The sequence below is a fragment of the Rhodobacteraceae bacterium Araon29 genome, from assembly GCA_039640505.1.
Classification (GTDB): domain Bacteria; phylum Pseudomonadota; class Alphaproteobacteria; order Rhodobacterales; family Rhodobacteraceae; genus CABZJG01.
The window spans coordinates 2,447,738-2,461,198 of sequence record CP046865.1; the positions used below are offsets into that span (position 1 = coordinate 2,447,738).

General features: G+C 47.0%; 14 protein-coding genes. 11 read left to right on the plus strand and 3 right to left on the minus strand.

Annotated elements, in window-relative coordinates:
- The first annotated feature begins 134 nt into the window (after positions 1–134).
- Both GN278_11805 and GN278_11810 read left to right on the plus strand, forming a co-directional pair.
- Positions 135–1,448 (plus strand): peptidoglycan DD-metalloendopeptidase family protein, encoded by a 1,314-nt coding sequence (locus tag GN278_11805; protein XAT61370.1) that lies wholly within the window; start codon positions 135–137, stop codon positions 1,446–1,448.
- Positions 1,438–1,938 (plus strand): polymer-forming cytoskeletal protein, encoded by a 501-nt coding sequence (locus GN278_11810; GenBank protein XAT61371.1) that lies wholly within the window; start codon positions 1,438–1,440, stop codon positions 1,936–1,938. Before GN278_11805 ends, GN278_11810 begins: the two co-directional genes overlap by 11 nt.
- 35 nt (positions 1,939–1,973) lie before the next feature.
- On the opposite strand, the gene GN278_11815 is transcribed toward GN278_11810, so the two are convergent.
- Complete coding sequence (locus GN278_11815) at positions 1,974–2,402, minus strand: hotdog fold thioesterase (protein ID XAT61372.1); 429 nt, start codon at positions 2,400–2,402, stop codon at positions 1,974–1,976.
- 57 nt (positions 2,403–2,459) lie between these two features.
- Here GN278_11815 and GN278_11820 point away from each other — a divergent pair, with 57 nt between their 5' ends.
- A complete protein-coding gene (locus GN278_11820; protein XAT61373.1) occupies positions 2,460–3,245 on the plus strand; it encodes an enoyl-CoA hydratase in 786 nt (261 codons plus the stop codon).
- Positions 3,246–3,310: 65 nt separating this feature from the next.
- Here the strand turns inward: GN278_11820 and GN278_11825 are convergent, their stop codons facing one another.
- Positions 3,311–5,092: an adenylate/guanylate cyclase domain-containing protein gene (locus tag GN278_11825; protein XAT61374.1), complete on the minus strand. Its 1,782-nt coding sequence runs from the start codon at positions 5,090–5,092 to the stop codon at positions 3,311–3,313.
- A gap of 334 nt (positions 5,093–5,426) precedes the next feature.
- Here GN278_11825 and GN278_11830 point away from each other — a divergent pair, with 334 nt between their 5' ends.
- Positions 5,427–6,614, plus strand: a complete 1,188-nt coding sequence (locus GN278_11830; GenBank protein XAT61375.1) for an MFS transporter — start codon at positions 5,427–5,429, stop codon at positions 6,612–6,614.
- Between the two features lie 20 nt (positions 6,615–6,634).
- Here the strand turns inward: GN278_11830 and GN278_11835 are convergent, their stop codons facing one another.
- Positions 6,635–7,105 carry a winged helix-turn-helix transcriptional regulator gene (locus GN278_11835; GenBank protein XAT61376.1) on the minus strand — a complete coding sequence of 157 codons (471 nt, stop codon included), beginning with the start codon at positions 7,103–7,105 and terminating at the stop codon, positions 6,635–6,637.
- Positions 7,106–7,251: 146 nt separating this feature from the next.
- Between GN278_11835 and cobA the strand changes: the two genes are divergently transcribed.
- The 7 genes from cobA (at position 7,252) to GN278_11870 (ending at position 13,308) form a co-directional block, all read left to right on the plus strand.
- Positions 7,252–8,649, plus strand: a complete 1,398-nt coding sequence (cobA, locus tag GN278_11840; GenBank protein ID XAT61377.1) for a uroporphyrinogen-III C-methyltransferase — start codon at positions 7,252–7,254, stop codon at positions 8,647–8,649.
- A complete protein-coding gene (locus GN278_11845) occupies positions 8,649–8,945 on the plus strand; it encodes a DUF2849 domain-containing protein (GenBank protein XAT61378.1) in 297 nt (98 codons plus the stop codon). Before cobA ends, GN278_11845 begins: the two co-directional genes overlap by 1 nt.
- Before the next feature lie 3 nt (positions 8,946–8,948).
- Positions 8,949–10,619, plus strand: coding sequence for a nitrite/sulfite reductase (locus GN278_11850; GenBank protein XAT61379.1), 1,671 nt, complete (start codon positions 8,949–8,951; stop codon positions 10,617–10,619).
- Positions 10,609–11,343, plus strand: coding sequence for a phosphoadenylyl-sulfate reductase (locus tag GN278_11855; protein ID XAT61380.1), 735 nt, complete (start codon positions 10,609–10,611; stop codon positions 11,341–11,343). The genes GN278_11850 and GN278_11855 overlap by 11 nt, the downstream gene beginning before the upstream one ends.
- On the plus strand, positions 11,340–11,717 hold the full coding sequence (locus tag GN278_11860; GenBank protein ID XAT61381.1) for a DUF934 domain-containing protein: 378 nt from the start codon (positions 11,340–11,342) through the stop codon (positions 11,715–11,717). The genes GN278_11855 and GN278_11860 overlap by 4 nt, the downstream gene beginning before the upstream one ends.
- Before the next feature lie 46 nt (positions 11,718–11,763).
- Positions 11,764–12,582, plus strand: a complete 819-nt coding sequence (locus GN278_11865; GenBank protein ID XAT61382.1) for a ferredoxin--NADP reductase — start codon at positions 11,764–11,766, stop codon at positions 12,580–12,582.
- A 180-nt stretch (positions 12,583–12,762) separates the two neighbouring features.
- Positions 12,763–13,308: a translation initiation factor IF-3 gene (locus GN278_11870; protein XAT61383.1), complete on the plus strand. Its 546-nt coding sequence runs from the start codon at positions 12,763–12,765 to the stop codon at positions 13,306–13,308.
- The last annotated feature ends 153 nt before the right edge of the window (positions 13,309–13,461 follow it).

Genomic DNA, 13,461 nt, shown 5'->3' on the forward strand with positions numbered 1-13,461 from the left:
ATTTATGTAGTCGTTGCATGAGAACAATTTTGCCAACTTAGAGCCCACCCCAGAAAAGCGCTTGCACCCAAGATCAGTGATTGTTAGCTATTTTGTCTAAAGAAATCCAATGGGATGTATTGGGGAACAGGTCGTTGAACGTTCGGCTGTCAGAAAAATTAGACACCTTCTGGGAGCGCTTTTTCCCCGAGCGTAAAGTGTATCTGCGTTCAAGAAACAATACGCTCTTTTTCAGGTTGCGATCGACCACGCAAGCGATTTTATTTTTCTGCTTGGCCCTTATTTTAGCATGGACAATACTGGCAACTTCTATTTTTTTGATGGACTCGCTGGGCGCAGGAAGTTTTAGAGAACAGGCCATTCTAGATCAGCATAGCTATCAAAACCGGCTCAAAACAATTTCAAACGAAAGAGATTTGCGATCAGATGAAACCAAAACTGCCCATCGCAAATTTGATCTTGCCTTGCGCGAGGTTGCTGGGATGCAGTCTCAATTACTTGCATTGGAAGTGCGCCGGCGTGAATTAGCGGTCAGCATGGAAACAGTCCGAGGAAAACTGCAAAAATCGCTTAAAGCCCGCCGAACTGCCGAAGCTGAAATTCGCCGTCTCTCTGAAACCGGCGATGTCTCAAACACAACCGATGATATTTATCAAGACGACAATGTTGGCTCACAAACAATTGATTTTCTCAATACGGCATTGAAGGAAACCACCGCAGAGCGGGACTTGATGACGATGCAGGCAGATTTAGCCCAACAGCAAGTCGAAGAAATCGATCTTGAAATGCGATTAATGGAAGAGAGGAACGACCAAATTTTCCGTCAAATTGAAGAAGCAATGATTATTTCAGTGCAACCTTTGGAAAAAATGTTCCGATCAGCGGGGATGAACCCAAAAGCGATTTTAGAAGCCGTCCGGCGTGGCTACTCTGGGTACGGCGGCCCGTTTATGCAACCAAGCGAAAAAAATGCGCAGATGAGTTTTGAAGAGCAACGAGCTAGTAAAATTCTATCTGACTTGGGGACACTAAATATATATCGGATTGCTATTGAAAAAGTACCACTTGCACACCCTATTAAGGACAAACATAGATTCACGTCCGGGTTTGGGCCCCGGTGGGGCCGCATGCACAATGGATTAGATTTTGCCGCGCCGCACGGCACCCCCATTTATGCTTCTGCCGATGGCGTAGTGATTTTTGCAGGTCGGCAATCTGCCTATGGACGTTTGATAAAAATCAAGCATGACTTTGGCTACGAAACCCGCTATGCTCACCTTTCAAAAATCCGCGTGAAAAATGGCCAAAGGGTCTCGCGCGGCGAGAGGATTGGTGATATGGGAAATACTGGACGCTCAACAGGAACCCATTTACACTATGAAATCCGGTCAAATGGAAAAGCTGTTAACCCGATGAACTATATCAAGGCTGCAAAAGATGTTTTCTAAAAGTAAAATAAACGACCCCGCACAAACAGATACGGATGCTGCTACACCGGCATCTTCGCCCGAGACATCAAAGTCGTCAGATAGCGGCGAGTACAAAGCCAAGTCTCCAAAGGCTAAACCGCCGGCGTCAATTCTTTCTTCAGATTTGCACATCACAGGAAACTTGAAAACCACCGGTGATATTCAAGTTGAAGGTACTGTAGAAGGTGACATCCGAGCCCACCTTTTGACAATTGGTGAAAGTGCTACGATCAAAGGCGAAGTTATCGCGGATGATGTGGTTATAAACGGACGCATTGTTGGTCGCGTACGAGGATTGAAAGTGCGCTTAACGGCAACAGCGCGGGTTGAAGGCGATATCATTCATAAAACTATCGCAATTGAGTCTGGTGCTCATTTTGAGGGCTCAGTGCAACGGCAAGATGACCCGCTTACCAAAGGCGCACGCAGCAAGCCAGTGCCCGGGTCTGCGGCTGCGCCGAAAGCCTAATCAACCAACTCTTCGGGGTGTCTTTGACATTGGCATCAAGGCTTCGCTTTTTGCGGGATGGCATAAGTCATCGTGGCGCGCGCGACAGGCTCTGACGTACCTTCTGAATGAATTAAGACATCCCCGACAGCCAAACTTCGACCAAGCTTTAACAATGTGCAGCTAGCAATAATATCCCGACCGCCGACTGGCTTTCGCATGAAATCGAGCGAACACCCAGTTGTGACCGCTAGGGGTTCCGGACCAATCATTGCCATAATGGCCATGTAGACCGATACATCAGCAAGGCTGAACATGCTGGGGCCAGAAACTGTGCCCCCGGGGCGTAAATGTTTATCTTGAATATTGAGTTTTACCTTTAGGTGGCGCTCAGCCAACTCAAGAATAGTAAACTCACCTTTAATTTGGGGAAATACCTGCTCTAAGTACTCAATCAGAGTAGTTGACGTAAAATGTAACATCATCCTTTTCCTTATATTTTATTTACTCTAAGGTTTCACCTAAACAGGGTGGAGAGCAAGATGACTTTGTTGGAACGTCACGACACAAATGCAATAGCGCATCTAAAAATGAATGCGCCAGAAAAGTTGAACGCTTTGTCAGAGGAGATGCTCAGCGCGCTTCAAAGTCAATTCGATAGTTTGCAAAATGATCGCCATGTTCGGGCTGTAATCCTGTCAGGAGCCGGGAAAGCATTTTGCGCCGGTCATGATCTTAAAGAAATGACTGCGGGTCGGCAGGCAGAAGACGGCGGCAAAGCCTACTTCATAGAGCTCTTCCAAAAATGCGCCCGAATGATGACTTCAATCCAAAAGCTTCCTCAACCTGTGATCGCCCAAGTGCACGGCATTGCCACCGCTGCCGGATGCCAAATGGTGGCCAGTTGCGATATGGCTGTGGCGGCAGATAACACTCGCTTTGGTGTAAATGGCGTTAATATCGGTCTGTTCTGTTCCACACCTATGGTTGCACTTTCTCGTAATATTCCTCGAAAGCAAGCCTTTGAAATGCTGACCACAGGCCAATTTATTAATGCCGAACGTGCTCGCGAGTTGGGTTTGGTCAATCGCATTGCAAGTGAAGATGACCTGCAAGCTGCCACAGCTGAACTTGCAGAAACAGTGGCTAGCAAACTGGCCGTGGCCGTGAAAATCGGCAAAGAAGCCTTTTATAACCAGTTGCAGATGCCCATATCAGACGCCTATGACTACACTGGCAGCGTGATGGCTGAAAATATGCTGTTTCGTGATACTGAAGAGGGCATCAGCGCCTTTATTGAAAAGCGGGATCCAAACTGGGAGCAGTAAAAATATTGTTTGAGAAGTACTCTTAAGCTTTTAAGATCGCACCGGTTAAGAAGGCCACTTCAGCCCTATTCTGGGAGCCCTGCAAGTTTAATACCCTCAATTAAGTTTTCTTTTAGGAACTCATTCATTTCAGGCACGACTTTCCGGTAATCTTCTAGCGTTTTAATCTCTGGTCTCGCTTTTTGGTACTTGGCCAACCAGATCTTGCTTTCTTCGATTTGCCCATCCGAAGCCAAGACAGCAGCCTTGAACCCAAAAAGCCTATCAAGCGGTGCAGTTTCAATACATCTGTCAATGGATATAATGGCACTGGCCCAATCTTTTTTTCCGATATGGCAGAATACCAGCCAACTTTCTAATTCACCTCTTGAAACTGGATCAATTTCCATTGCTCTTTTGATAACTTCTATCGCTTGATCAAAGTCACCTTCACGCTGAAGCTGTATAGAATACATTTCAAGCGAACGCGGGTGGTTGGGGTTTGATTCAAGCGCTTTTTTGATGAATTCAACCATTCTTTCAGGGTCTTGTTTGAGATAAAAAGAAATTCCCTTCAAGCTGATGGCATCAGGATTATTTGGATCTAAGCTATAGCCTCTTTCACAATGTTCAAAGAATCTTTTCTCATTCTCAGAGCGCTCAGATGCCAATTGGGGAATGAAAATAAAATCAATCATACAGGATGCAATGACCAAATGTGGTTCGCTGAAACTTGCGTCTATTTCGATTGCCTTTTCACAATGAGAAACTGCCTTTCTCTTAAAATCAAATTGGCTTTCAAGCTCTTTAACTTCTTTGGATTTATTTAAAAATGCCAAACCTTGTAAGTATTGGTCCCAGGAGCTGAGATTGATATTTTTCCTATTATTAAGGCGTTTAAGCTCATTCGCTTTAAGTGCGGGGGAAATAAAAACAGCGACCTTTTGGGATACTTCGTCTTGTATTTCAAAAATATCTTCTAAAGACCTATCCCAATTTTGTGACCATATCTGGGTATCGTCTTCCACGTTGATTAACTTTGCATTTATCCGAACTTTATTGCCGCCTTTTCTGACGCTACCTACGACAAGATAACGGGCACCCAATTCATCGGCAATTTGCTTGGTCGGATCTTTTGATCCTTTATAAGCAGAAGTTGAATTACTTGAAATTACAGGAAATGTTTTCCACTGGGACAAATGAGAAATTATATCTTCTGTAATACCGTCTGCGAAATATTCCTGTTCTGGGTCATTGCTTAAATTGCTAAATGGAAGAACCGCGATCGTCGGCGGTTGATTGAGTTGCTCACTCGAGCGTTCAGCAACATCAAGCTGTCTTTCTTCAAGACCCAAATCTGCCATATCAAAGGCATGAAGAACGGTGTTTTTGACCTTTTGTTCGCCAAGATCGTTGAAGACCAGATCAACTTTTGTATTTACAAAATCAATGATGCTTTTTGAAAGGCAAACACCGCCAGGTTGACTTAAGGCTTCTAAACGGGCGGCTAAATTAACCCCTTCCCCATATAGATTATCACCCTCTACGATTACATCGCCCATGTTGATACCGATACGGAAAGTCATCTGTGCCTCAGGCAAAACATTTTGATTTCTTTCTTTGACCAGTTTTTGAAATTCCTTAGCGCAGATCACAGCAGACACCGCACTTTGGAACTCCGCCAGCACTGAATCGCCTGCAGTATTGAAAATACGTCCACCGTGCTCTTCAAATAGATTATTTAAAATTTCACGGCACGACCGAAAACTGCGCAGAGTTTCATCTTCGTTTTTTTCCATCAATTTACTAAAACTGACAGCGTCTGTCACAAATATGACGGCTATTTTTCGTTCGATATCATTCTGCATTTTCTTGCAACAACTTTTCTATAGTGAGTGCTCAAAAGTTAAAAAACGTTACTTTTTATATGGAAAGATATCAATCTGATTTATTTACGTTTCGTAAAAGTAGTGGGTGCAGGTTTCTATGATGCAATTTTGCGTCAAAGCATCTGCAAATTTTCGCATAAGGATCATAAAAAATTGGTGAAAATTTTAAAACTATGGAGCCTGAGTTCTGGCGCCCAAATTTGTTATTGCCGACTGTGTAATTTTCTAATCCTTGAAAACGCCCGGTTATAGCGTCACACTTAACCAATGAATTGTCGATATGGTGGTGGTTCCAAATGCAGCATAAAGTAAATTGACAGCCCTTGTCTGCTTGGTATCCGTGTTGGCAATGCTCAGCTTTGCGCTTTGGCCAGTTTTTTTGACAGAACTTGGCGTCATTTGGAAGCTAAATAATACTGAAATGGGGATAATCGGCGGTGCCTATTTTTTTGGCTATGTTATCGCGACTCCGTTTTTGGTTAGTTCGACAGACTTTTGGGATGCAAAAAAAGTATTTATCACGGGCAGCTTAATCAGTTTTGTGGGATGCTGTGCATTTTCCACTTTTGCAAACGGATTTTGGAGCGCCTTGATTATCTGGGGCATTATTGGGGCCGGGCTTGCTGGGACCTACATGCCAGGCCTGCAGATATTAAATGCGCGGCTTGAAAGCGACATGAGAGTTAAGGTGGTCCCTTGGTACACTTCGTGCTTTGGCATAGGCACGGGGCTGTCCTATTACTTCATGAGCTATAATTTGACGAATTTCGATGCGCAAACAGCCGCAGCATTGGCCGCATTAGGACCCTTATCAGCGGCCCTGCTTACTTTATTTTTTATTCCTTCGAAAAACATCGATACTGACCATTGCCCAAAGCGAAAATTGATCAACTTCCGGCCCGCTTTATCCAAACACAAAACGGTTGCCTATATTTTCTGTTACGGAGCACATAATTTTGAACTTTTTGCATTTCGATCATGGATCTTTGCATTATTGATTTTTCTACAATCGCAGAATAGCGGTCTTTTTTCGGTCAACAGCGCCGGGGCGCTGGTCACGATCATGACCCTTATTGGGGTTATCGTGTCCATCCTCGGTGCCAAGCTTTGCCTTCACTTTGACCGCAATCAAGTGATTGGAGTGATCGGTTTAGGTGCAACTTTTTTGGCCATTTTCTCTGCTCTGATCCTAAAAGGTCCGCTCTGGCCTGCGATCTTGCTGCTCTTGCTATACTACGTAGCGATTATGATGGATTCAGGTGCCCTTACAGCAGGCGTAGTCAAAGAAAGTGATGACCAAAACCGTGGATCTATTCTGGCAGCCTATTCCATGTTCGGTTTTGTCGGCTCGATCATTGGGCCACCGATGGTTGGATTTGTTTTGGATTGGAGTGGCGGTCTGGAAAGCTATACGGCTTGGAAGTGGGGTCTTGTTGCAATGGCGGCTGGATCTTTTGCCGTGTTCATTGTTCAAAACACGCTCTCCAAAACTAACCGTTAGCCTTTTTACAAGGCGCAATCTTAGCTTAGATTAAGAGGCAGCATCGTCGTTGATTTGATCTCTTCCATGCTGAGCAGAGCTGTCACATTATGCACTCTTACTTCTGAGATCAGCGCTTGATAAAATGTATCATAGGCGCGGGCGTTTCTGACGCGAACTTTCAAAATATAGTCAATATCACCGGCCAACCGATGGGCCTCTTGAACTTCGGGACGGTCCCGAAGTGCTTTCAGAAATTGCGACTGCCATGCAGCATCATGTTCGCTGGTACGAATTAAAACAAAAAAGCAGGCTTCGAACCCAAGCGTTTCGGCATCCAAAACAACAGTGCTTTGTCCAATAACGCCTGCTTCGCGAAGTTTACGAATCCTGTTCCAAACAGGGGTCTTGGACGAACTGACTTTCTTGGCAATTTCGTCCAATGATTGACTGGCATCACTTTGCAACTCGATGAGAATTTTCCGATCCGTTTCATCTATTCGAACTGACATTTCCAATTCCCCTTCGTGCTTGGAACAAATCTGCTTATTTCCACCTATTTTAGAATTTAATTCCTTATTTGGCGGTCATACTGGCTATTACAAGGGAATATTTCCTATATTAGAGGAAGAGTCAACTTGAACTGCGGGATGCCAATATGGACCATTTTCCGATCTTTCTTTCGCTAAAGCAAAACCGTGTTGTGCTTTCGGGGGGCGGCGAAGCCGCAAAAGCAAAATTGCGCCTATTGTTAAAGACTTCAGCAAATATTGAGGTCTTTGCAAAACAGCCAGACCCAGAGATCATAAAGTGGGCGCGCGCCAAACGGCTGCACTTAGTTGAAACACCACTTGCAGCAGAACTTATTGAAGGCGCAGCATTGTTTTATGCTGCTAATGAAGACGCCAGTAAAGATCATAAGGTCGCCGCTTTGGCCCGCTCAGTCGGGGTATTGGTCAATATCGTAGATAATCTTCAAGATAGCCAATTCATTACACCGGCCATCGTAGACCGCGACCCGGTCACGGTGGCAATTGGCACAGAAGGAACTGCGCCTGTTCTCGCCCGCGCGATCAAAGCCGATATTGAAACTCGCCTTCCCAGCACGGTTGGAATCCTGGCGCGTTTGGCAAATTCTTTTCGCTCAAAAGTAGAGATACTGCCGTTTGGGCGGAAAAGGCGTGAATTCTGGAGTGAATTTTTCTTTTCTGTCGGGCCGCGCGCGCTTGCAGACGGCGGCGAGGAACGGGTGAAAAGTGGTCTTGTTGATCTATTGGACAGCCATCAAAATAGTCGTAAGGCATCCGGTCATGTGGCCTTTGTTGGTTCTGGTCCGGGCGATCCAGAATTGCTGACACTCAAGGCGCGCAAGGCGCTGGATACCGCAGATGTTGTTATTTACGACCGTTTGGTGGGTGCCCCGATCTTAGAGCTGGCGCGCCGCGAAGCTATTTTAATTAACGCGGGCAAAGAAGGCTTTGGCGTTTCAACCTGTCAAAATGACATTAACACTAAGATTGTTGAACATGCCGCATCAGGGGCGCAGGTTCTACGCTTAAAGGGCGGGGACGCAACAGTATTTGGGCGCCTTGATGAAGAAATAGAAGCTTGCGAGGCGGCAGGTATCAGCTGGCATATCGTGCCGGGCATCACAGCGGCATCGGCTTCTGTTGCAGCCATTGGTCAATCCATGACCCGGCGAGGGCGAAATACATCAGTGCGGTATTTGACCGGCCATGATATGCGCGGCTTTGCAGATCACGACTGGGCCGCCCTAGCCAAAGAAGACACCGTTGCCGCGATTTATATGGGGAAAAAACCTGCGCGTTTTATCCAAGGACGCTTGCTCATGCACGGGGCAGAGCGCAGCACGCCCGTCACCATTGTAGAAAATGCATCAAGACCGGACCAACGCATTTTGGCAGCTACGTTAGATACGCTTCCACATATTTTGGAAACATCCAATGTTTCTGGCCCTGCTCTTACGCTTTATGGGCTTGCCCCACGCGCAACTGAGGCCGATCTAATCGCGACAACTTTGCAGGAGTTTGCTTAATGGCCCGCAGTTTTTCACCGAAAATCGTCACCGCAAACGCCCTAATCGAAGGGGATGTGATCTACCTTTGTGCCGATGATACGTGGACCCGCGATTTACAATCTGCAGATGTTATCACAGATGAAACGGACGCAGATGTTCGCTTGATCAGTGCAGCATCGCAAACTTCTGTCGCGGTCGGCGTTTATCTCGCAGATATTGAACTTCATCCTGATGGTTTGAAAACCAAACATTTTCGCGAAGAGTTTCGCAAATTGGGCCCCTCTAACTATTTCCACGGCAAACAGGCAGGCTAATCCATGTATAAATATAATGATTTTGATGCTGGCTTTGTGGCTGAACGCAACAAACAGTTCCGCGCTCAGGTCCAGCGCCGGATCAGCGGCGCGCTGAGCGAAGATGAATTTAAACCGCTGCGCTTGATGAACGGGCTTTATCTTCAGCTTCATGCCTATATGCTGCGCGTGGCGGTTCCCTACGGGACATTAAACAGCGGCCAGATGCACCAGTTGGCAAACATCGCCCAGCGCTGGGATAAAGGCTATGGGCATTTCACCACACGGCAAAATATCCAATTCAACTGGCCAAAGCTGCCAGATGTGCCTGATATTCTTGATGCGCTGGCCGAGCTTGAAATGCATGCCATTCAAACCAGCGGCAACACTGTGCGCAACGTCACGGCGGATCACCTATCAGGCGCAGCGGCGGATGAATTAGAAGACCCGCGCCCCTATGCCGAACTGATTAGGCAATGGTCTACAGATCACCCCGAATTTCAATTTCTACCGCGCAAATTCAAAATTGCTGTCAGCGGAAGCGCACAAGACAGGGCCGTGACCCGCGCCCATGATATCGGTTTGCGGTTGGTTGAAAAAAACGGTGAAACCGGATTTGAAGTTATTGTGGGCGGCGGTCTTGGGCGCACTCCGATGATTGGTAAAATACTGCGGGCTTTTTTACCCAAAGCAGATCTGCTGCCCTACATTGAGGCTACGATCAGTGTCTGGAACCTGTTGGGCCGGCGGGACAATAAATACAAGTCTCGGATCAAGATCACGGTTCACGAACATGGCATTGATGAAATTAGCAAACTTGTAGAAGCCCGCTTTAAAGAACTGCGGCCTAGTTTTAATGGCGCAGACCAGTCCTTATTCGATCACATCAAACCAGCATTTGCAGCCCCTGCTTATAAGCAGCATAGCACAGAGCTGTTCGAACAAAATTACTCCAACGACCCGGTTTTCCGCGCGTGGGTTGATACAAATGTGATGGCTCACCAAAATGTTGATTATGGAATTGCCACGATTAGCCTAAAGGCGCATGGACAAACGCCGGGGGATGCCTCGGCTGAGCAAATGCACCTAATCGCCGATCTAGCAGAACGCTATGGCCATGATGAAATCAGGATCAGCCATGAGCAGAATATTGTTTTGCCACATGTGCATAAATCCGACCTTCCAGCGGTCCATGCCAGCCTAAAGACTGCGCAACTGGCCACTGCAAATATTGGGTTGATCTCGGATATCATTGCCTGCCCGGGCATGGATTACTGTGCTTTGGCCACGGCGCGTTCGATACCCATCGCACAGCAAATCGCAACCCGTTTTGATGAGTTAAAACTAGAGCATGATATTGGCGAACTGAAACTTAAAATCTCAGGCTGCATCAATGCCTGTGGTCACCATCATGTGGGCCATATTGGCATTTTGGGCCTTGATCGGGCGGGGGTTGAAAACTACCAAATCACCCTTGGCGGAGATGCCACAGAAACCGCGGCCATTGGCCAGCGAACTGGTCCAGGTTTTTCAGCGGATGACCTACTGCCTGCGCTTGAACGCCTGATTACCGCCTATCTGGATCTCCGCAGCGAGCCAAAAGAGACGTTTTTGCAAACCTATCGCCGAGTTGGAGCCACCCCATTCAAAGCCGCGCTTTACCCCGAGCGCGCGGTGCGGGCCAATGCCGCATAAATCAATCGCAGCCGAGGTCGCTGCCCTGAATAAGAAATATCGCCACCACAGCGCGACTGAGGTCTTGCAGCTTGCTTTAAAAGAATTGGCGCCGCGCAAAATTGCGATGGTATCAAGCTTTGGGGCTGAGAGCGTCGCTCTGCTGCACCTTTTGGCCATCAGTGATAATACGGTCCCCGTCCTGTTTATCGACACAAGACTGCTGTTTGCCGAAACTTTGGTATACCAAGCAGATGTCAGCGAAAAGCTGGGCCTCAAAGATATTAGAATTTTGCAACCTTCACGGCAAAGTATCACGCGCGAAGATCCCTATGGTGCTTTACGATTTACAAACCCCGACCGGTGCTGTGATCTGCGCAAAACTCAGGTTTTGCAAGAAGCTCTGGATGGGTTTAGCGCTTGGATAACCGGCCGCAAAAGATTTCAAGGTGGACCCCGCAAAACGCTAGATTTTTTTGAATACGATGCGGATGAAAACAAAATAAAAATCAATCCACTGGCACATTGGTCTGCGGAAGATATCACCACCTATATGGAAGAAAATCGCTTGCCGCGCCATCCTTTGATTGATCGTGGCTATCCATCCATAGGATGTGCTCCTTGCACCAGCAAAGTTCAACCGGGCGAAGATCAGCGCGCTGGTCGCTGGCGCAATCACCCAAAAACGGAATGTGGTCTGCATGTAAAAAACCCAGTGCAGTCACCGGTAGGAGAAAGAGCATGACCGTAATTGTGACCGACGATGGGTTTGGCCCCAATAATTGGATCGAAAATGAGGTTATTGATCTCGGCCCTGAAACCGATCTCGAGACTTTGGAAATTGATGCAGCGATCGAAAAAATTCGGATCGATTTTCCCAATTTCGCAGATGGGCGCGGTTTTACTTTGGCGCGTCTGCTGCGTTTACGCGGCTATAGCGGAGAGCTTCGCGCCAAAGGACATGTAATTTGTGAACAATACGCGATGGCACGGCGGTCTGGATTTGATTCGGTGGAAATTGACCAAGCTTTGGCGGATCGGCAACCCGAAGCATTATGGCTTAGCCGGGCGAACTGGCAAAAACATGACTATCAAGAGCGTTTGCGCGCATCGCGCTAGTAACTCCTTTTGAAACCGTTTAAACCCCTGCAGAGAAAAAAACAAAATGACAGAGCAACTTCCAGTGTCCAAATCAACAGCAACAAAGGCCCCCACATTGCCCGACGCCCAAACCGTCACAGAGGTAAAACACTGGACGGATCGCTTGTTCTCATTTCGGGTCTCGCGGCCACAATCGCTGCGGTTCAGGTCAGGGGAATTTGTTATGATTGGCCTACTTAAAGACGACGGCAGACCGTTGCTTCGGGCTTATTCAATTGCCTCACCCGCATGGGATGAAGAGCTAGAATTTTATTCGATCAAAGTGCAGGATGGCCCGCTGACCAGCAGATTGCAGCATATCAAGCCCGGCGATCAGATTATTATGCGCCCAAAACCTGTGGGAACATTGGTCCATGATGCTTTGCTGCCCGGCAAGCGGCTTTGGTTTTTCTCTACCGGGACGGGTATAGCACCTTTTGCGTCTTTGATCCGCGAGCCGCAAACCTACGAAGACTATGAACAGATTATTCTCACACATACCTGCCGCGATGTGGCGGATTTGGAATATGGGCGTTTGTTAGTGCAAAGCCTAAAAGATGACCCGCTAATCGGTGAACTGGTCGGTGATAAGCTGACCTATTACCCAACAACTACCCGTGAACCCAGCGCGAAAACAGGCCGGATTACGGATCTTTTGACATCCAAAGACGTTTTCAACGATCTGGGAATTCAAGCCATGCATCCAGACAAGGATCGTGCAATGGTTTGTGGATCTTTGGGTCTTAATACCGACATGAAAGCAATCTTGGAAAGTTATGGCCTGCGTGAGGGCGCAAATTCTGATCCGGCGGAATATGTGGTTGAAAAAGCGTTTGTCGGTTAATCTAAATTTTGCGCACTTTTAAAAAACATGCAAATTTTTGGGGCATAAAACCCAAAGCGTTGTCTTTGTGGCAACATCCGCTGTCAAACTCACGACCGTTAGTGGGATTAGCACTTGAACAGCTTATGATAGACCGCTAGACCTCTTTGGTAATTTTACAACTACAAAAGGAAGACCATCATAGCCCGCAGACCTCACAACGCGCCCCCATCGCGCGAAACCGGCCCCCGCGTAAACGACCGGATCCGGTGTCCAGAAGTCCGTCTTATTGGTGCAGAAGGCGAAAATGTTGGTGTCGTCAGCCCAGAGCGCGCGATAGAATTGGCCGAAAACGCCGGTTTGGATTTGGTTGAAATTTCCCCAAATGCAGAACCGCCCGTGTGTAAAATCATGGATTTCGGAAAATATAAGTACGAACAGCAAAAACGCGAATCCGAAGCACGTAAAAAGCAGAAAATCATAGAGATTAAAGAAATCAAGTTTCGTCCAGGAACGGACACGCACGACTATGATGTGAAAATGCGTAATGTTTTCAAGTTTCTTGAAAATGGCGATAAGGTCAAAATTACCCTTCGCTTTAGGGGTCGTGAAATGGCACACCTCAACCTTGGCCGCGAGTTGCTAGAGCGGGTTGCCGAAGATGTCCAAGAAATGGGTAAAGTTGAAAATATGCCCAAGATGGAAGGTCGGCAAATGACCATGATGATTGGTCCTCTTACAAAGTAATTTTACCACCACCGCGCTCGGCATAAAAAAAGAGTGCGATATGGAAAAGCACAAGGCGCCGAATAGGCGCCTTTTTGCATTTTATACTCGGCCGACTGAATTGACCTGAATTACTTGGCAGAAATAGATTCCAATTGTCGCATGGCGTTTTAC